This window comes from Pseudomonas sp. UBA1879 (assembly GCF_002338065.1).
Lineage (GTDB): Bacteria > Pseudomonadota > Gammaproteobacteria > Pseudomonadales > Pseudomonadaceae > Aquipseudomonas.
On sequence record NZ_DDHJ01000015.1, the window covers coordinates 202442 to 222675 of the forward strand.

16 protein-coding genes are annotated in these 20234 nt (G+C 62.3%); 12 read left to right on the top strand and 4 right to left on the bottom strand.

Annotated features, from left to right (window positions below; genetic code table 11):
• From B3N48_RS16015 to B3N48_RS16050, 8 genes are all read left to right on the top strand, one after another.
• A complete protein-coding gene (locus B3N48_RS16015; protein WP_062381930.1) occupies positions 1 to 363 on the top strand; it encodes an STAS domain-containing protein in 363 nt (120 codons plus the stop codon).
• Positions 360 to 764: an anti-sigma regulatory factor gene (locus tag B3N48_RS16020; protein ID WP_296185357.1), complete on the top strand. Its 405-nt coding sequence runs from the start codon at positions 360 to 362 to the stop codon at positions 762 to 764. Before B3N48_RS16015 ends, B3N48_RS16020 begins: the two co-directional genes overlap by 4 nt.
• Complete coding sequence (locus B3N48_RS16025) at positions 755 to 1768, top strand: ATP-binding protein (RefSeq protein ID WP_296185358.1); 1014 nt, start codon at positions 755 to 757, stop codon at positions 1766 to 1768. Before B3N48_RS16020 ends, B3N48_RS16025 begins: the two co-directional genes overlap by 10 nt.
• Positions 1761 to 2636 (top strand): sensor histidine kinase, encoded by an 876-nt coding sequence (locus tag B3N48_RS16030; RefSeq protein ID WP_296185359.1) that lies wholly within the window; start codon positions 1761 to 1763, stop codon positions 2634 to 2636. The genes B3N48_RS16025 and B3N48_RS16030 overlap by 8 nt, the downstream gene beginning before the upstream one ends.
• Positions 2626 to 4566: a response regulator gene (locus tag B3N48_RS16035; protein WP_296185360.1), complete on the top strand. Its 1941-nt coding sequence runs from the start codon at positions 2626 to 2628 to the stop codon at positions 4564 to 4566. Before B3N48_RS16030 ends, B3N48_RS16035 begins: the two co-directional genes overlap by 11 nt.
• Before the next feature lie 124 nt (positions 4567 to 4690).
• A complete protein-coding gene (locus B3N48_RS16040) occupies positions 4691 to 6973 on the top strand; it encodes an ATP-binding protein (protein ID WP_296185361.1) in 2283 nt (760 codons plus the stop codon).
• A 19-nt stretch (positions 6974 to 6992) separates the two neighbouring features.
• Positions 6993 to 7454 carry a response regulator gene (locus B3N48_RS16045; RefSeq protein ID WP_296185362.1) on the top strand — a complete coding sequence of 154 codons (462 nt, stop codon included), beginning with the start codon at positions 6993 to 6995 and terminating at the stop codon, positions 7452 to 7454.
• Between the two features lie 79 nt (positions 7455 to 7533).
• Positions 7534 to 9927, top strand: coding sequence for a response regulator (locus B3N48_RS16050; RefSeq protein ID WP_296185363.1), 2394 nt, complete (start codon positions 7534 to 7536; stop codon positions 9925 to 9927).
• Between the two features lie 69 nt (positions 9928 to 9996).
• Here the strand turns inward: B3N48_RS16050 and B3N48_RS16055 are convergent, their stop codons facing one another.
• Both B3N48_RS16055 and B3N48_RS16060 read right to left on the bottom strand, forming a co-directional pair.
• Complete coding sequence (locus B3N48_RS16055; protein ID WP_296185364.1) at positions 9997 to 10338, bottom strand: FKBP-type peptidyl-prolyl cis-trans isomerase; 342 nt, start codon at positions 10336 to 10338, stop codon at positions 9997 to 9999.
• Between the two features lie 292 nt (positions 10339 to 10630).
• Complete coding sequence (locus tag B3N48_RS16060; RefSeq protein ID WP_296185367.1) at positions 10631 to 12214, bottom strand: aldehyde dehydrogenase (NADP(+)); 1584 nt, start codon at positions 12212 to 12214, stop codon at positions 10631 to 10633.
• A 703-nt stretch (positions 12215 to 12917) separates the two neighbouring features.
• On the opposite strand from B3N48_RS16060, the gene B3N48_RS16065 reads away from it, so the two are divergent.
• Positions 12918 to 13343, top strand: coding sequence for a carboxymuconolactone decarboxylase family protein (locus B3N48_RS16065; RefSeq protein ID WP_296185369.1), 426 nt, complete (start codon positions 12918 to 12920; stop codon positions 13341 to 13343).
• A 10-nt stretch (positions 13344 to 13353) separates the two neighbouring features.
• Here B3N48_RS16065 and B3N48_RS16070 read toward each other — a convergent pair whose 3' ends face one another.
• Complete coding sequence (locus B3N48_RS16070; protein ID WP_296185371.1) at positions 13354 to 14787, bottom strand: PLP-dependent aminotransferase family protein; 1434 nt, start codon at positions 14785 to 14787, stop codon at positions 13354 to 13356.
• 202 nt (positions 14788 to 14989) lie between these two features.
• On the opposite strand from B3N48_RS16070, the gene B3N48_RS16075 reads away from it, so the two are divergent.
• From B3N48_RS16075 to B3N48_RS16085, 3 genes are all read left to right on the top strand, one after another.
• The gene (locus tag B3N48_RS16075) at positions 14990 to 15430 is read left to right on the top strand and encodes a carboxymuconolactone decarboxylase family protein (protein WP_296185373.1); all 441 of its coding nucleotides are present in this window, start codon (positions 14990 to 14992) and stop codon (positions 15428 to 15430) included.
• 197 nt (positions 15431 to 15627) lie between these two features.
• On the top strand, positions 15628 to 17697 hold the full coding sequence (treS, locus tag B3N48_RS16080; RefSeq protein WP_296185376.1) for a maltose alpha-D-glucosyltransferase: 2070 nt from the start codon (positions 15628 to 15630) through the stop codon (positions 17695 to 17697).
• 383 nt (positions 17698 to 18080) lie between these two features.
• Positions 18081 to 19229 (top strand): MFS transporter, encoded by a 1149-nt coding sequence (locus tag B3N48_RS16085; RefSeq protein ID WP_296185377.1) that lies wholly within the window; start codon positions 18081 to 18083, stop codon positions 19227 to 19229.
• A 6-nt stretch (positions 19230 to 19235) separates the two neighbouring features.
• Here B3N48_RS16085 and B3N48_RS16090 read toward each other — a convergent pair whose 3' ends face one another.
• Positions 19236 to 20081 carry an NAD-dependent protein deacetylase gene (locus tag B3N48_RS16090; protein WP_296185378.1) on the bottom strand — a complete coding sequence of 282 codons (846 nt, stop codon included), beginning with the start codon at positions 20079 to 20081 and terminating at the stop codon, positions 19236 to 19238.
• Between the last annotated feature and the right edge of the window lie 153 nt (positions 20082 to 20234).

Consider the following 20234-nt stretch of genomic DNA (forward strand, 5'->3'; position numbering starts at 1 on the left):
ATGGAACGGATTCCTATTCTGCAGATGGGTGACTTTCTGCTGGTCACCATTCAAGTCGACATGCACGACCAGCTGGCGCTGACGTTGCAGGACGACCTGTCCGAACGCATCAGCAAGACCTCCGCGCGCGGCGTGCTGATCGACATTTCGGCGCTGGACATGGTCGATTCGTTCATCGGTCGCATGATCGGCATGATTTCCGGCCTGTCGCGCATCATGGACGCCGAAACCGTGCTGGTGGGTATGCAGCCCGCCGTGGCGATCACCCTGGTGGAGTTGGGCATGACGTTGCCGGGCGTGAGTACGGCGCTCAACGTCGAGCGCGGCATGACGCTGTTGCGTGAGCGGGCCTATTCCCAATGAACGTGCGCAGCAGCGGCACTCAAGGCATTCACATCGAACAGGACGTGGTGCTGGCGCGGCAGTCGGCGCGCAAGCTGGCCCAGGACTGTGGCATGCGGCTGATCGACCTGACCAAACTGGTGACCGCGGTCAGTGAGTTGGCGCGTAACACCATGGTCTATGGCGGTGGTGGCGACATGGATTGGGCAATTGTCGAAGAAGGCATGCGGACCGGTGTGCGGTTGACCTTTCGCGACGAAGGCCCCGGCATCCCGGACCTGAAACTGGCGATGACCGATGGCTGGACGTCCGGTGGGGGCCTCGGCTTGGGATTGACCGGTGCCAAGCGCCTGGTCGATGACTTTGAACTCGATACAGCGCCAGGCGCAGGTACCCGTGTGACGATCTGCAAATGGACGTGAGATTGCCCAGCAGCCTGACGCAAGTCCTGGCGATCGAGGACGCGAGTCAGGTAGGCCATGCACGGCGCATCGCGCAAAAGCTCGCCGAGCAACTCGGCTTCGACGCCACGGATTCCGGGCGTGTGGCGTTGGTGGTCACCGAAGTCGCCAGCAATATCCTCAAGCACGCCAGCAATGGCGAGCTGCACCTGCGCGCGCTGCCGGGCGCAGTGCCGGGCCTCGAAGTCATCGCCATCGACCGTGGACAGGGGTTCGACGTCGACGATTGCATGGCCGATGGCTTCTCGACCCGTGGCACGCAAGGGATCGGCCTGGGCGCGATGCTGCGTCAGGCGCAAGTGTTCGATGTCCACACCGACAGCCGCGGAACCGTGTTGCTGACCCGGTTTTATCCCCGTCAGGCGGCGGTCAAGGACCTGCGGCTGGGCATCAGCCAACATTCATTGCACGGTGACCCGGCCTGCGGCGATGCCTGGGAAGTGGCTATCCACGACCAGCAATTGAGCATCCTCATGATCGACGGCCTGGGTCACGGTCCGGAGGCTGAACACGCGGCCAAGTCAGGCTGTGGCGCCTTTGGCCGTCAGCCTTTCGCCGATCCGCTGGTGCTACTGGGCGACATGCACCACGACATGCGCGGCACCCGTGGCGGCGCCGTGGCCCTCGTGCAGTTCGACGGGGCGCAGGATCATCTGCGCTTCATCGGCATCGGCAACATCGGCGCAACCTTGATCGGCGAGGACAAAACCCGGGGCCTGGCGTCGCACCCCGGCATCGTCGGCCTGCAATACCGGAAGGTGCCGACGGTGAATTATCCCCAGATCGCCGGACAGCTTTTAATTCTGTACAGCGACGGCCTGCAATCGCGTTGGAATCTTCGCGATTATCCAGGTCTGATGTATCGACACCCGGCCATTATCGCGGCAGTGCTGCATCGCGATTTCTGCCGGGGCACGGATGACGTAACGGTATTGGTGATGGCTCTGGAGACGCTCGATGACTGACAATCCGATCCATGGCGCGCCTTCGGAGTCGGCAGAGCTGAAGCAATTGCGCGATGAGGCCGACGCGCTGCGTGCGGAACTGGATGAAACCAACCAGGGCGTACTGGCCCTCTACGCCGAACTCGACACCCAGGCTGAACAGCTGCGCCAGGCGTCCGACCTCAAAAGCCGCTTTCTGTCGTACATGAGCCATGAATTCCGTACGCCGCTGGGCTCGATCCTGAGCATCGCCAGCCTGTTGAGCGATGAACTCGATGGGCCCCTCAGTCCGGAACAGCACAAGCAGGTCAGCTTCGTCAGCACCGCTGCCCGGGAGCTGAGCGACATGGTCGACGACCTGTTGGACCTGGCCAAAATCGAAGCGGGGCGCATCAGCATTTCCCCGGCCTGGTTCGACATGTTCGACCTGTTTTCGGCCCTGCGCGGCATGTTCAGGCCTATCGTCGACACCTCGGCGGTGGACCTGATTTTCGAAGAGCCGGTGGGCTTGCCCAAGCTCTACACCGATGACAAGAAGCTTGCCCAGATCCTGCGTAATTTCATTTCCAACTCGTTGAAGTTCACCCAGCGGGGGGAAGTGCGCGTGTCTGCGCGGCTCGAAGGCGAGCAGCATGTGCGCTTCGCCGTCACCGACACCGGGATCGGCATCCCGCCGGAACTGCATGGCGCGCTGTTCGAAGACTTCGCGCAGGTCGATTCGCCGCTGCAAAAACGCCTGCGCGGCACCGGTCTGGGGTTGTCGTTGTGCAAGCGGTTCGCGCAGTTGCTGGGTGGCCGCGTGGGCCTCGAAAGCCAGCCGGGGGTAGGTTCGACGTTTTACGTGGTGATTCCGCTAGCGTTAGCGCAGGAGCATGGCGATGAAAGGTGAGACCCGCCTGCTGATCGTCGACGACAACACGGCCACCCGCTACGCCCTGCGCCGCCGCATGGAGCGCCAGGGCTTTCTTGTCGAGGAAGCGGGCACCGGCACCGAAGGCCTGGCGCTGATCGCCGCACAGATTCCGGACGCATTGATCCTCGACGTCAACCTGCCGGACATGAGCGGTTTCGACATTGTCCGCCAGCTGCGCAGCGAGGCACGTACCGCGTTGTTGCCGGTGGTGCACGTCTCAGCGGCCTCCATCCAGACCGGCGACATTGTCACCGGGCTCGAAGCCGGCGCCGATGCGTATCTGGTGCACCCGGTGGACCCGGACGTGCTGCTGGCGACCCTGCGCACGCTGCTGCGGGTTCGCGACACTGAATTTGCCCTGCGTGACAGCGAGGACCGTTTCCGCGAGATTTTCGTCAACGTGTCGGCGCCCATCGCGGTCATTGACGGTGACCTCAAGGTTCACGAATGCAATCACGCGTTCGCCCGCCTGATCGCTTCTGGCCCGGTGCAAGACACGGTGCTGGAATGTTTCACCGACGATCAGACCCTGGCCATCGCCGGGCTCAGGGACGCGCTGTCAGCGGGCGAGCGCTGGAAAGGCGTGTTGAGCATGCGCGTGCAGGGCGAAGTGCGCGAGACCGAGTGGCAGGTGTCGCCGTATCGCGTCGAAGGCCTGAGCCTGGTGTTCATCGAGGACGTCACTGAGCACCGGCGTCGCGAGCAGTCACACCTTCAAAAGCTCGACACCGTCAGCACGCAACTGGCCCACGAGGTGGCTGAACGCGCGCGAACCGAAGCGCAGCTGCTGCAAGCGCAGAAAATGGACGCCATCGGCAAACTCACCGGCGGCATTGCCCATGACTTCAACAACCTGCTGACGGGCATCGTCACGGGATTGGAGCTGATCAAGAAACGCACCGAAGACCATCGTCTGGAGAAGGTGATGACCTATGCCGACGCTGCCCTGGCCTCGGCAAAAAGCGCGGCCAGTCTGACCCACCGCTTGCTGGCCTTTGCCCGCCAACAGCCCCTCGACACACGCCCTACAGACGTCAATCAGTACGTCCGCTCGCTGGAAGATCTGCTCAGCCGGACCATCGGCAAGCGCATCGTCCTGACCCTTGAACTGACCTCTCGCAGCGCGGTGGCGATGGTCGATGCCGGGCAGCTGGAAAGCGCAGTCCTCAATCTGGTGATCAACGCGCGGGATGCATTGCCGGAGGGTGGCCAGATCTGGATCAGCACCTACGAAGCCTATTCCCAGGGCAATTCGCGTCTGGACGACGGGCCGTACATCGCGCTGACGGTGCGCGACGACGGGGTGGGCATCGAGCATCACCTCCTCGACAAAGTCTTCGACCCGTTCTTCACCACCAAGCCCATCGGCGAAGGCACCGGGCTCGGGCTGTCGACCATCTACGGGTTCGCCCGGCAGTCTGGCGGCGACGTGAACATTCGCAGCGTCGTCGGCCACGGCACCGAAGTGACGCTGATGCTGCCTGCCGCTCTGGACCAGACCGTCGAACCGCCCGCCGCGCCCGAGAGCGCGGAGCTGGGTGCCGGGGAGCACGTGCTGATCGTCGAAGACACCGCCTCAGTGCGCATGTTCGTCAACGAAATCCTCACCGACGCCGGGTACCGCTGCACCCAGGCAGCGGATGTCGCGACGGCGCTGGAACTCCTTGAGCACGATACGACCATCGACCTGCTGCTGACGGATGTGGGCATGCCGCAAATGAACGGCCGTGAACTGGCCCAGCGTCTGCGTGCATGGCGACCGAACGTGCCGGTGTTGTTCATGACCGGCTATGCCGAGAACGCGCTGAACCGACAGCATTTTCTCGGCGATGGCATGGACATGATTACCAAACCGTTTCAGTTGGTGGAATTTCTCGGGAAGGTGAGGGCGATACTGGACACGTGACGCCTTGTTTTCAGACTGTTTTTTTGCAACAACCAACCAATGCTCTCAAGATTTTTGTTACTGTTTACGCCAATTCATTTTCGTGCCAATCGCTCGGCACCCACCTTTGGCGAGCATTCGTGTGATGCGTCGGGGTGAAGGAGATCTCGTTTTGACCGTCAGCCCGGAACTTCACCAAAGCGCAATCGACAACTGCGCCCGTGAACCGATCCAGATTCCCGGCAGTATCCAGCCGCAGGGCTTCTTGATTGTCATTGATGAGACGTCGATGACCATCGTGCAAGTCAGTGCAAACGTCAGCACGTGGCTGGACATGACCCCGGACTCGCTGATTGGCGCACCGCTTTCGCGCGTGCTGGATGACTGCCCGTCGTTGCTCGATCAGCTCGCCGCGTTGCCCGAGGACGACCAGAACCCGTTCCATGTCGGCGATGTACGGTTCCTCGAAGGATCCCGCGCCGGCAAGCCGATGGCGATGATGGTGCATCGTCACGACCGCGTCCTGCTCGCCGAATTCGAGCCCGCCAGCGACATGGGTTCGGCTTATGGCACGGTGTATCCGCTGATGCGTACGTTCATCAGTCAGATGGAGGAGAGCGAATCCATCGAGGCGCTGAGCGAGCGCTCGGTGAACGAAGTCAAGCGCCTCACCGGTTTCGGCCGGGTCAAGGCTTACCGATTCGACGCCGACGGCAACGGGCTGGTGAACGCCGAGGTGGCCGACGAGGGCTATCCGACGTATCTGGGGCTCAGTTTTCCGGGCAGCGACATTCCTGCTCAGGCCCGTGCGTTGTACCTGGCCAACCGCATCCGCGTCATTGAAGATGCCAACTATCAGCCTTCGCCATTGGTGCCGGTGAACAACCCTGTCACCGGAGCGCCGCTGGACCTCAGTTTCGCCACCTTGCGCAGCGTGTCTCCGGTGCATCTGCAGTACATGCGCAACATGCAGACGCTGGCGTCGATGTCGATCTCCATCGTGGTGCGCGGTCGGTTATGGGGGCTGATTTCTTGCCACCACTCGACGCCACGCGCGGTCAGCTTCCAGACCCGCACGGCTTGCGAACTGCTCGGTAGCGTCCTGTCGCTGCAGATCGAAACCAAGGAAGCCCAGGCCAAGACTCAGCGCATGCTGGTGCTGCGACGCCATATCGTGCAGATGCTGGCGGCGATGGCCGACCTGGACAGCGTGACAGGTGGCCTACGGTCCATGCCCGAGGTGCTGCTGGCCTTCGTCGGCGCGAGCGGCGCCGCGGTGATCTCGGAATCCACCCTGGACGTCTACGGCGAAACGCCCCACCGCGAGAAGATCCATGCCCTGACCGACTGGCTGAGTAAACGTGGCACTCACGACGTGTTCAAGTCCGAGAATGTGAGTCGTGACATTCCGGAGTTGCCGACGCTGGCGGAATCGGTAAGCGGCGTGCTGGCCATGGCGATTTCCGAGCTGCATTCGAACTTCATCATCTGGTTCCGTCCTGAACAGACGCGGGTGGTGACCTGGGCCGGCAAGCCGGAGAAAATCATCAACGACAGCGGCTCCCTGAACCCGCGCGACAGCTTCGCGCGCTGGGAAGAGACCGTGCGCGGCTTCTCTCGGCCGTGGGACGAACTGGACATTGAAGGTGTCGTCGAGCTGCGGGCGGCGGTGCTTGGCATCGTGCTGCGCAAGGCCGAGGAAATGGCGGCGCTGGCCGAGGAGCTGAAAAAGTCCAACAAAGAACTCGAAGCCTTCTCGTACAGCGTGTCCCACGATCTGCGCGCTCCGCTGCGCCATATCGCCGGATACGCCGAGTTGCTCAGCGATATCGAAGGCAGCAAGTTATCCGAACGTGGCGTGCGATTTCTGGAAAACATCGGCGACTCTGCACGCTTCGCCGGGACGTTGGTCGACAACCTGCTGAGCTTCTCGCAGATGGGCCGTTCGGCGATGCGCTTCTCCCAAGTCGACCTGACCGCCATGGTCGAATCGATCCGCCGCGAGATGCTGCCCGATTACGAAGGGCGCGACTTGCAATGGCGCATTCCCGAGCCGCTGCCGGTGGTGGTGGCCGACGCGGCATTCCTGCACCTGGCGATGCGCAATCTGCTGTCCAACGCCATCAAATACACCCGCACCCAAAGCGCGGCGGTGATCGAAATCGGCAGCTACCAGGAAGATAACGCCGTCGTGGTGTACATCCGCGACAACGGTGTGGGCTTCGACATGCAATACGCGGGTAAGCTGTTCGGCGTCTTCCAGCGTTTGCACCGCATGGAAGAATTCGAAGGCACCGGCATCGGTCTGGCCAGCGTGCGGCGCATCCTCGAACGGCATGACGGTTCGGTGTGGGCGCACGGCGAACTCGGGCAGGGAGCCACTTTCTATTTTGCGTTGCCCAAGCGCAGTCTCTCTGTAACCCTTTGAGTGTCCGAGGAGACGCCCAATGCTGAAACCCATTCTTCTGGTGGAAGACAACCCCAATGATCTGGAGTTGACCCTCGTCGCGCTGGAGCGCAGCCAGTTGGCCAACGAGGTGATTGTCTTGCGCGATGGCGCCGAGGCGCTGGATTACCTCTTTCGGCGAAATGCCTACGCAGACCGCGACGCCGGCAACCCGGCGGTGCTGCTGCTGGACCTGAAACTGCCGAAAATCGACGGCCTCGAAGTGCTGAAAGCCATCCGCGAAACCGACGACCTGCGCAGCATTCCCGTGGTGATGCTGACCTCGTCTCGCGAAGAGCCTGATTTGCAGCGCGCGTATGCGCTGGGAGTGAACGCTTACGTGGTCAAGCCGGTCGAATTCAAGGAATTCGTCTCGGCAATCTCCGACCTCGGGGTTTTCTGGGCCGTTCTCAACGAGCCGCCGCCCGGCTCCCTGCGACTGACACGCCGTCCGGGGTCCTGAGACACCCCTTTCCCATGGCCTGATCCGTCCCGCGACACACCGGCGGCGAAGGCCTTTGCGCTCTACACGACGACTATTCATGCCGCTATCGCTTCTCAAATTGCTGCTGGTTGAAGACAGCCCGCACGACGCCGAACTGACGTTGCTGACCCTCGAAAGCAACGGGCTGAAAATCAACGCCACGCTGGTCTACAACCACCAGGAGGTGGAACGGGAGCTGCTCGCCGGGCATTTCGATGTGATTCTCAGCGACTACCTGTTACCGGGGTCCTCCGGGCCGGAAGTCCTCAACACGGCGCTGCGCCTGGCGCCCCACACACCGTTCATCTTTCTCTCCGGCATCTTCGGCGAGCAGCACGCGGTCGAGATGATGCGCATGGGCGCGATTGACTACGTGCTCAAGCAGAACCTCAAGATGCTGCCCAAGGCCGTGATCCGCGCGGTGTCAGAGGTCCGCGAACGAGAGAAGCGTCAGCACGCCGAGGCCATCCTGCAAGACGCCGAGGTCCGCGCGCATCTGGCTATCGAGGCCGCTGAGATGGGGGTCTGGACCTACGACCCTCGCACCGAGACGCTGCTTTGGGACGAGCGCTGCAAGACGCTTTATCAAGTTCCCGCCGACGCTCCGGTGAGCATGGCCTTCATGTTTTCCCGTTGCCACCCCGACGATCGCGAGCTGCTGCAGAGCAAGGTCGCGGCAGCGTTGACCGCTGACACCGGGTTTCAGATCGAACACCGGTTGTGCGTCGAGGGCGAGGCGGAACGTTGGGTGTTTTCCAACGGCCGTTCGCTGTTCGAGGACGGCAAATGCGTGCGCTTTACCGGGGTGATGCAGGACATCAGTGAGCGCAAACAGGCCACACAGGCGCTGCATCAGCTCAATGAGATTCTCGGGGAACGTGTGGTCCAGCGGACCCGCGAACGCGACCGCACGTGGGAACTGTCCCGGGAGTTGCTCGGCGTCCTGCGCTTCGACATGACCCCCATTGCCCTTAACCCGGCGTGGGAAGCGACGTTGGGCTGGACCCGTGCCGATTTCCACGCGCAGTCCCTGGGCGAATTGATTCACCTCGACGATCTGGAAGCGACCCTGCGCGAAACCGCCAGTGTTGCCCGAGGCAACGTCACGACCCGCTTCGTCAATCGCATGCGCCACGCGGAGGGCGGCTTTCGCTGGTTGTCATGGACCATCGTGCCTGACGAAGGGCTGATGTACGCCGCAGTGCGCGATATCACCAGCGAACGCGCCGTGGTCGATGAATTGGCCGCCACCAACAGGCGCCTGCGCGACCAGATCCGCGAGCGTGAGCGGGTCGAGGCCGCGTTGCAGCAGATGCAGCGTCTGGAGGTCGTCGGCCAGCTGACGGCCGGCGTGGCCCATGACTTCAACAACTTGCTGACGGTGATCCTCACCAGCGCCAACTTCCTGGCCCGCGACCTGGAAAAGGGCGTGTTCACCAAGTCGCCCCAGCGCCTGCAAAACATCCGCTCGGCAGGTGAACGTGGCGCCAAGTTGACCAGTCAATTGCTGTCGTTCTCACGACGTCAGCGGCTCGAACCGGTGGCGCTGAACCTCAACGACACCATTGGCGGCATGCGCGAGCTCCTGGGCCGTGCGCTCGGCGGCAGTGTCTGGGTCGAGACCGAGCTGGCTGAGGATCTGTGGAGCGCGCTGGTCGACCCGACGCAGACCGAGATGATCATCCTCAACCTCGCCATCAATGCGCGGGACGCCATGGCCCAAGGCGGGCAGTTGCGCCTGAGCACCTGGAACGAAATCGTCTATCGCCTGCCGCAACGCCCCGAAGACCCGGATCCTGGTGCCTACGTGGTGCTGTCCGTCAGCGACTCGGGTTGCGGCATGAGCGAAGAGGTGCTGGCCAAAGCCTTCGAACCTTTCTTTACCACCAAGGCCGTGGGCAAAGGCTCCGGGCTGGGGTTGGCACAGGTCTTCGGTTTCGCCAAGCAATCCGGCGGTGGCGTAAGCATCGACACTGCCGAGAACGCCGGTACCACGATCAAAGTGTTCCTGCCGAGTATTGCCCGCACGGCAACGCCGGTGATCAGCGTCTCCGACATGCCGGGTCACGCTGACGCCGACGACCTGCATCGTACGATCCTGCTGGTGGACGACGATCCGGAAGTTCGCTCGGTGACCGCCATGATGCTCAGCTCGCTGGGCTATTCGGTGATCGAGGCGGAAAATGGCGACGACGCCCTGAAGAAGATCGACAGCGCCATCGAACTGGTGCTGACCGACTTCGCCATGCCCAACATGACCGGCGCTGAACTGGCTGACATCATCAGGCGTGATCATCCTGGGCTGCCGATCATGTTCATCACCGGATTCGCCGATATCGACATCCTCGATGTCGATCAGCAGCTGATCGTGCAGAAGCCTTATAAAGAGGAAGAACTGGCGCGCAAATTGGCCAATGCGCTGATCAAGAGCGGGGCAGGCGTGGCCTCCTGAAGATGGAGGCCACTGATCGGCTGTGTGTTCGGCCAGAAGCGGAACGGGCGTCATCTTGGCGAGGGTGTCTCAATCCTCCCGCGTCAGCACTTCCAGCAGCTCGATCTCGAAGATCAGGTTCGAATGCGGCTTGATATGGGCGCCCATGCTGCGTTCGCCATATCCCAAGTAGGACGGCACAACGAGTTTGCGCTTGCCACCGACTTTCATGCCCATAAGCCCGATGTCCCAGCCCTTGATCACCCGCCCCGTGCCGATCACGCATTGAAACGGCTTGCCCCGTTCCCAGGATGAGTCGAAGACTGTGCCGTCTTCCAGCGTACCGGTGTATTGGGTGGTGATCAGCGCGCCCTTGACCGCCGCTTTGCCGGTGCCTTCTTGCAGGTCGATGATCTGAAGTTCGTCGTTCATGTGTCTCTCTCGGGGAAAACCAAGCAGGCGGCGATGCTAATGGCGGTCGCTGCCGCTGGCAATGCCCGGGCCTTCGGTGGGCATGCTCTTTTGTGGGAATGCGCTTGCTCACGAATGAGCGGGTTCAGGCAACGAGATTACGGCGTCTGAGGTCTACCTTCGTGATCGAACTCACTCCCACCGCTTGTGTGACTGGCATCCGGATCAGCACCAGACCCCAGCTCGAGTGGCATAAAAAACGGCGCGCCCTGGTGGGGACGCGCCGTTTTCAGTTCAGCGGATCGAGCGATCGTCAGGCGATGACGTCGCTGCTCCACTCGCCATTCACCAAGCGCTTGAGGCCCAGCGGGTTGGCATTTTGCAGCGCTGCGGGCAGCAGGCTGTCTGGGTAGTTCTGGTAGCAGACCGGACGCAGGAATCGGTCGATCGCCAGCGTGCCCACGGAGGTGCCGCGCGCATCGGAAGTCGCCGGGAACGGGCCGCCGTGAACCATGGCGTCCGAGACTTCCACGCCGGTGGGGTAGCCGTTGACCAGAATCCGACCGACTTTTTCTTCCAGCACCGGCACCAGCCATTGGTACTTCTGCAGGTCGGCTGTTTCGCCGATCAACGTCGCCGTCAGTTGGCCGCGCAAGGCTTGCAGTGCGGCTTTCAGCTCAGCGTCGTCTGCCACTTCCACCAGCAAGGTGGTCGGGCCAAAGACTTCTTCCTGCAACAGTTCGTCACCGTTGAGCAGCATGCTCACGTCGGCCTTGAACAGCTGCGCCTGGGCCTGACGACCTTCCTGAGGTTTACCGGCGAGGTGCGTGACGCTCGGGTGTGCCAGCAATTTCTGCACGCCTTTGCCGTAGCTGCGCAGGCCGCCTTCGTTGAGCATGGTTTGCGGCGCCTGGCCCCCCATGTGCTCTTTCAACTGCTCGGTGAACGCGGTCAGGGCAGGGGAGCGAATACCGATCACCACGCCAGGGTTGGTGCAGAACTGGCCTGCGCCCAACACCACGGAGCCAGCCAGCTCACCGGCGATGGTTGCGCCACGGGCCGCCAGGGCGCCCGGCAACAGAACGACCGGGTTGATGCTCGACATCTCGGCAAACACCGGGATCGGCTGTGGGCGCTCGGCCGCCAGTTTGCACAGCGCCGTGCCGCCGTGGAGCGAACCGGTGAAACCAACGCCCTGAATAGCAGGATGCTTCACCAGACCTTCGCCGACGCCGCTGCCGAAGATCATGTTGAACACGCCTTTGGGCATGCCGGTTTTTTCGGCGGCACGGACGATGGCCTGACCGACCAGGTCGGCGGTCGCCATGTGACCGCTGTGGGCCTTGACCACCACCGGGCAACCGGCCGCCAGTGCAGAGGCGGTGTCGCCACCGGCCGTCGAGAACGCGAGTGGAAAGTTGCTGGCACCGAATACGGCAATCGGGCCTACGCCGATGCGCAGTTGACGCAAATCAACCCGCGGCAACGGCTTACGGTCCGGCAGCGCCTGGTCGATGCGCGCGCCGAGGAAGTCGCCGCGACGCAGCACTTTGGCGAACAGACGCATCTGGCCGCTGGTGCGACCCCGTTCACCTTGGATACGACCCGCCGGGAGTGCGGTTTCCTGGCAAACCAGGGCCACGAAGTCATCGCCCAAGGCGTCCAGTTCGTCGGCGATTGCATCGAGGAACTCGGCACGGCGAGCCGGGCTCAGTTGACGGAATTCAAGAAAGGCATCTTTGGCAGCCAGGGCCGCGGCGTCGATTTCACCGTCGGTGGCTTGATGGAACGCATAAGGCAGGGCTTCGCCCGTGGTGGCATCCAGACTCTTGTGGCGCGCTTCGCCGAGGCCGCTGCGGGCGCCGCCGATGAAGTTCTGGCCGAGAACGTTAGGCATCTGCTTCTCCTGTTATTGTTGGGTCGAAACGATCAGACAGGACGTCTGACAGGGAATCGGTGAAGGTGCTAAAGCGTGGCGGCGATGACGCCTGAAGGCCATCGCAAGTTGACAGTCATCATACAACTGCATCTATCAGGCTGCAAGGGAGCAGGGGAGACGCCCCGTTCGCGACGGTGGCTAGTCCATTTTGGATCTATTGCCAGACGCTCCCCTTCGCTGCCGTCGTTCCTCCGGCGACTCCTACAGGACTGAGTTCGGGCGCAATTGGGGTCCAGATTCAATGAATGAGCTGTTGCAGCGTTAGAGCCGTTCCCAAGACCTGAGGATGCCGTCGTTCCTCCGGCGTCTCCTACAGGACTGTGTTCGGGCTGAATTGGGCGGCCAAATTCAGTACATGAGCTGTTGCAGGGTTTGAGTCGTTCCCAAAACCTGGGCATGCCGCGTTCTTGTAGGAGACGTCGGAGGAACGACGGCAGCGACGGCGGCTTTCGAGGCGACTGATGGGCCATGAATCCAACGCGGTTGTCCGCTCGCAGCCGTTACCCCCCGAACCTCCGGCGTCGGCTGCCTGTACAGCGTCTGACCGCGCCGGCTGGGTACCGAAAGGCTCATTGGCCACCCGGCCTTTCTCGACATTGGACGTTTCAAGCGGGACGATCAGCGCCTAACCTCGGCACCTGTCCACCCCCGGAGTGCTGCCATGTCGCCGCCAACCGATATACACCACGCGTCGCCGATGGCCATGAAGGCAATGCAGGCGTTCGAACAGGCAGTCGATCATTTGCCACTGGAGCCTTCGCTGATGACGCTGGTCAGATTGCGGGTGTCGCAGCTCAATGGCTGCGCGGCGTCGGTCGACCATTACGCCCACCAGGCAAGCCTTCAGGGCGAGTCCGAACGCAAGCTGTATGCGGTGGCGGTGTGGCGCGAGTCGCCGCTGTTCAGCGACCGAGAACATGCAGCGCTGAACTGGGCGGAATCCATTACCCACATCGCCACGAGCCATGCCCCGGACGCCGACTACCTGTGGTTGTCGCAGCACTTCAACGACGCCGAACGGGTGGATTTGACGTTGCTGATTGCTGCCGTGAACAGTTGCAACCGGGTGGCAATCAGTCTTCGATAATCGGGCCCCCTCAGGTGATTTGCTCCAGCACCTCCCGCAGCCGGTCCAGCGCCGGGTCAATGTCGAGGGTTTCGATGGCGCCAAACCCCAGCATCAAGCCATCCCGGGGGTGCGCGCGGTGGTAGAAACCGGTCAAGGGATAAAGCCCTACCTCCACTTTGCGCGCCAGCTCTACCAACAGCGGAAGGTTGATCGGCACCTTGAACATCACCGCCATGTGAAAGCCCGCCGTGCACGGGATCGCTTCCAGCCACGGCGACAGATCGCCTGCAAACCGCGCAAGAATCCGTTCGCGGCGTCCGGCGTAGATCCCGTGACAGCGGCGGATGTGTCTGTTCAGCAGACCTTCGTTGATGAATTTGGCCAATGCCCATTGGGGCAGGGTGCTGGTGTGCCAGTCGGTCAGCTGTTTGGCTTTGATCACGGCGTCCAGCAGGGCAGCCGGCAATACGGCATAGCCCAGTCGCAATTCCGGTAGCAGGGTTTTGGAAAACGTGCCGACGTACGCCACGACGCCGAAGGTGTCCATGCTTTGCAGCGAATCGGTAGGACGCCCCTCATAGCGAAACTCGCTGTCGTAATCGTCCTCGATGATGATCGCGCCGATGCGCCTGGCCTTCTCCAGCAGGGCTTGCCGCCGTGCAAGGCTCATCGGCATGCCCAGCGGCATCTGATGCGAAGGGGTGACATAGATCATATGCGCGTCGTCGGGAATCTGTTCGACAAGGATGCCTTCTTCGTCCACTGGCACGCTGGTCACATGGGCGCCGTGTGACGCGAACAGCAGCCGCGCCGGGGTGTAGCCCGGATCTTCCATGACCACGGTACACCCAGGCTCGATCAGTACCCGGGCGATCAGGTCCAGCGCCTGTTGCGTGCCGTTGCACACCACGACATCGTCAGCCGTGCACTTCACGCCGCGGGCAAATGCGATGTGCCCTGCAATGGCGTGACGCAGGGGCGGCACGCCTTCCGGCTGACTGTAAAACCCTCGAGTCTGCGATATTTGCCGCAACGCATAGTGAGTGCAACGGCGCCATTCGTCGTGGGGGAACTGCGCTTTGGCCGTGGCGCCGCCGATGAAATCGCCGCGCAACGTGCCCTCCAGCGTCGGATGATGCAGGGGCAACGAGATGTTCTGCCAGGTTTGCACGCGCTTTTGACTGGCCAACTCCGAACGCACAGGGCTGCGTCGAGGATGAGCGTTCAGGGTGTTGACGAACGTGCCGCGGCCGATCTTTCCCACGAGAAAATTTTCGTAGGTCAGGCGGCTGTAGGTGTCGGAAATGGTTTTGCGGGACAGTCCCAATTGCGCCGCCAACAGACGGCTGGGGGGCAGTTGCACGCCGGCGGCGAGTCGCCCGGATTCGATGCTGTCGCGCAGTTGTCGATACAGCTGACCGGCCAGATCCTTGCGGCCCTGAATGACGATGTGAAGTTCCACGCATGGCTCCCGGGCTCGGCGTTCACGATCCGGAATTCTAGTCAGCGGATGCGGAAGCGGTATAGCTGCGCACTGGAAAAAACGCCAATTGGCCTCCTGACCAGAGGGCATTGGTGTAGGGGAAACTTGCGAGATTGGACGTCGCGTCCTGAAGCGCTGCCGCGTAGGTTGGCCAACATGATCATTGGGACACCTGGCAGCCATGGCGCAACGTCTGGACTATTACACCGCGTCACCGGCCGCATTGAAGGCCTTGATGGTGCTGGAGGCGGCGAATTTCGACCTGTGCATCGACAAGCCGCTGATGGCGCTGATCAAGCTGCGCGTCTCGCAGCTCAATGACTGCGCGTTCTGCGCCGACATGCACGCCACCGAAGCGCGTCTCAACGGCGAGGACCCGCGTCGCCTGCATGGGCTGGTGGTCTGGCGCGCGTCGAACCTCTTCACCCCTCGGGAACGTGCAGCGCTGGCCTGGTGCGATGCCGTGACGTTGCTGTCGCCGCAGGGGCCGTCCGCTGAATTGCATGAAACGTTATGCACGCACTTCAACGCCCGTGAACGGGTCGACCTGACCGTCGCCATTGCCACCATCAACGGCTGGAATCGCATGGCGATCGGGTTTCGCAAGGCGCCTGCGGTGTAACGGCGAGGCTGCGGTTCAACGGCGAGCATACTGCCTGGGCCACGCCCTTGGCGTGTCCACCCGCCGCTTCAAACACCGAACGTTTATGCCCATGAGCGCTCATAGACATAAGCAACGGCGTAGACAGGACCGTCCCGAACCGCAAACGACGCCGGGACGTCCTCTCCAAATCCCTTTGAAGCGGAACCCTGGACCCTATGACCACACCGGACAAGCAGTACGTGGAATGGCTGGTTGAGCAATCGATGCTCAACGCCGCACAGCAACGCGCCAAACTCTATGGCGGCCAGGGGCGGCTCTGGCAACGGCCCTATGCACAAGCCCGACCACGGGACGCCTCGGCGATCGCGTCGGTATGGTTCACCGCGTATCCGGCCTCAATCGTCACCCGCGAAGGCGGGTCGGTGCTGGAAGCACTGGGAGATGAAAAGCTCTGGCACGCGTTGTCCGAAATCGGCATTCAGGGCATCCACAATGGCCCGCTCAAAGCCTCCGGCGGCCTCAAGGGTCGGGAAAAAACCCCAAGCATCGACGGCAATTTCGACCGCATCAGCTTTGAGGTCGATGCGGAGTTGGGCACCGACGCGCAGTTCCTTAACCTCAGCCGCATCGCCGCTGCGCACAACGCGGTGATCGTCGATGACGTGATTCCTTCCCACACTGGCAAGGGCGCTGATTTCCGCCTCGCCGAGATGGCATACGAGGAGTATCCGGGCCTGTACCACATGGTCGAAATCAAGGAAGAAGACTGGTCGCTGCTGCCCGATGTCCCCGCCGGGCGCGATGCCGTCAACCTACCGCCTGCCATCGTGGACGCCCTGCGCGACAAGCATTACATCGTCGGGCAGTTGCAGCGGGTGATCTTCTTCGAACCGGGGGTTAAGGAAACCGACTGGAGCGCTACGCCGGTGATCACGGGTGTCGATGGCAAAGACCGGCGCTGGGTCTACCTGCATTACTTCAAGGAAGGTCAGCCGTCGCTGAACTGGCTGGACCCCAGCTTTGCCGCGCAACAGATGATCATCGGCGATGCCCTGCATGCCATCGACGTGATGGGCGCGCGGGTGTTGCGGCTGGACGCCAACGGGTTCCTCGGGGTCGAGCGCAAGGCCGATGGCACGGCATGGTCGGAAAGCCACCCGCTGGCAATCACCGGCAACCAACTGCTGGCGGGCGCCATTCGCAAGGCGGGCGGCTTCAGTTTTCAGGAGCTGAATCTGACCATCGACGACATCGCCGCCATGTCCCACGGCGGTGCCGACCTGTCCTACGACTTCATCACCCGTCCGGCCTACCAGCACGCGCTGTTGACCGGCCGCACCGAGTTTTTGCGTCTGATGCTGCGCCAAGTGCATGACTTCGGTATCGATCCGGCATCGCTGATCCACGCGCTGCAAAACCACGATGAACTGACCCTGGAGCTGGTGCACTTCTGGACCCTGCACGCCCACGATCAGTACCTGTACATGGGCCAGACTTTCCCCGGCAACATCCTGCGCGAGCACATTCGCGAAGAGATGTACGAGCGCCTGGCCGGTGAGCACGCGCCGTACAACCTGAAGTTCGTGACCAATGGCGTGTCGTGCACCACCGCGAGCATCATCACGGCAGCGCTGGGGATTCGCGAACTCGACCGCATTACGGCCGAGGACGTGAACACCATCCAGCATATCCACCTGTTGCTGGTGATGTTCAATGCCATGCAGCCGGGGGTATTCGCGTTGTCCGGATGGGATCTGGTGGGTGCGTTGCCATTGCCCGCCGAGCAGGTTGCGCACCTGATGGGCGATGGCGACACCCGCTGGATTCATCGCGGCGCCTATGACCTGGTGGACCTCGATCCTGAAGCTGAAACATCGGCAGGCGGCATGCCGCGTCCGACCGCACTCTACGGCAGCCTGGTCGAACAGCTGCAGCGGCCGGACTCTTTCGCTTCGCAGCTGAAGAAAATCCTGGCGGTGCGTCGTGCCTATGACATCGCCGCCAGCCGCCAGATTCTTATCCCCGATGTCGAGCACCCAGGGTTGCTGATCATGGTTCACGAATTACCGGCAGGGAAGGGCACGCAAATCACGGCGCTCAACTTCAGCGCTGAATCGATCGTCGAAACCCTGCACCTGCCGGGCATCGCGCCGGGACCCGTGGTGGACATCATCAACGAGCGGGTCGAAGGCGATCTGACCGAAGAGGGCGATTTCACCATCACGCTCGACGCCTATGAAGGCCTGGCGCTTCGCGTTGTCAGCATGGCGGCGCCGATGATGTAACCAAAGGTGCTCTCATGCTCTCAGCCCGGTGAAACCGTAGGAGCAGCAGCGGTGTGCCAGATCACTCAGCTGCAACTGAACCACCGACATCGCGGCCGTCGCAAGCTCCGGCGGCTCCTACTGGTTATGTGCTGGAACGAAAGGTTGCGTCGGGCATCGACTGGCTGGGTGCTTGTAGCTGGACTCGCATCCCGATAACACCGCGAAGTCCGTAGGAGCCGCCGGAGGTACGACGGCCGCGATGGCGGTACATCAGTGGCAGCTGAGTTACCTGACACTCCGCTGTCGCTAGCGTCGCAGCTTGCGGCATCTCCTACGATGTCTGGTTGCGGCTGAAATGTCGCGCTAAACGTGAAATTCAACCTCTATTCTGGAACCGTCTTTTGTCCATTGCCCAACCCGTTCACGCCCCAACGCTCATTCACCTCTGGAGCTATCGCCTCACCTTCCTGTTGTCTGGCATGGCATTGGGGGCGTGGGCACCGTTGGTACCGTTCGCCCGAGATCGGGCCGGGTTGGAGGAAGCGCAGCTGGGGCTGCTTCTGCTGTGCTTTGGCCTGGGCTCGATGCTGGCGATGCCGCTGGCCGGGGCGCTGACCACCCGCAAGGGCTGCCGTTTCGTCGCGATCATTGGCGGAGCGCTCATCTGCGGGACGTTGCCTCTGCTGGCCACACTGTCGTCTGTCCCAACGCTGGCGGCGGCCTTGGCCATATTCGGCGCGGGCCTGGGCAGCATCGACGTGGCGATGAACGTGCAAGGGTTGATGGTGGAGCAGGACCACCGGCGGCCCCTGATGTCTGGCTTTCATGGCCTGTTCAGCCTCGGCGGCATCGTCAGTGCCGGTTCGATGGGCCTGATGTTGTGGGCAGGCGCCTCGCCGTTGCTCGCAGTGTCCGTGGTGGTGATCATCGTGGCGGGAATTCTGCTATGGCACGCCCGGCACCTGCTGCCCTACGGCGCTGATGATCCTTCGGCGCCGTTCACTTGGCCGACAGCGAAGGTGCTGATCATAGGCCTGCTGTGCTTCATCGCCTTGCTAGTGGAGGGCGCGATCCTCGACTGGAGCGCGGTGTTCCTGAACCGAGCCCATCAGATTGATCTGTCGGTGGCCGGGGGCGCTTACGCGGTGTTCTCATTGACCATGGCAGCCGGACGGTTCTCCGGTGATGCCCTGCGCAGCCGCTTCGGTGCCGTCAAACTGCTGATCGGCGGCGGGCTGTTGGTGATGCTCGGCTTTGCCATGGCGGTGCTGCTGCAACCCTGGCCGCTGTTCCTCCTGGGTTTCGCTTTGATCGGCCTCGGACTGTCTAACACCTTCCCGGTCTACTGTTCCATTGTCGGGGCGCAGACAGCGATGCCTGCCGGTTTGGGCATCGCGGTCATCACCGGGATTGGCTATTGCGGCATCTTGCTGGGACCGGCACTGATCGGTTTCGCGGCTCACCTCATCGGCCTGCGAGACGCCCTGCTGTGTGTCGGTGCGCTGTTGCTGGCGCAGGTGCTGAGCGCGCGAGCGTTGGCCAGGGCTTGAAGGCTGTTAGCGCGTGATCAAGCGCCTCGCCAACGCCGGCAGCAACACCTCGCACGACGCTGCGATCTTCACATCCAGCAGGTCATCCGCGCGGGTCTTGCCCAGGTTGATGGCGATCAGCGGCTTGCCTTGCTCGACGATGCGACGGCACAGGCGAAAGGCGGAAAAGGCCATCAACGATGACCCGACCACCAGCAAACCGTCGGAGTTTTCAACCCGGTCCATGGCTCTGGCGGCGGTAGGTGGGGCGACGTTTTCGCCGAAGAACACGACGTCCGGTTTGAGGCGTTCGCCGCCGCAGTGAGGGCAGTGGGGCACCTGAAAGCGTTCTTCGAACGCCGGGTCGAGCAGCGTGTCGCCATCTGGCGCCTGGACCGCATCGACCCCCGCCAGATAAGGGTTCTGTTCGAGCAGTGTCAGCTGAATCACGTCGCGCTCCGTGCGTTGACGGCAATCCAGGCACAGCACCCAATGCAGGCTACCGTGCAATTCAATCACGTCATGACTGCCCGCCTGATCGTGCAGCGTGTCGACGTTCTGGGTAATCACGCCCTGAATCAGGTCATACTCCTGCAACTGGGCCAGTGCTTCGTGGGCAGCGTTCGGTTGCGCAGCGCGAACCCGTGGCCAACCCAGCATGGCCCGAGCCCAATAACGGCGGCGAGCCTCCGGGGCGTTGAGAAACTCCTGAAACATCATCGGTTGCCGACCCCGCCGCACGCCTTCGCCGTCGCGGTAATCGGGGATGCCGGAGGACGTGCTGATGCCTGCGCCCGTCAGCACCGTGAACGCGCGCCCGTTCATCCAGTGCAACAGCGAATCGATGTGGGAAAGAGCAGGCGTATCCAACATGCAGAGGTCCTCGTGAGCGCGGCAGGTGGACTGATACTAAACGAGGAGGAAAATTTGTGCTGGGGCGAACGCTTGTCAATGGCGCCGCACGTCTGAGCGCATCGGGTCATGCGCTTAGGGCAGGACCGCAGCTGGCCGGCCCCACGGGGTCGC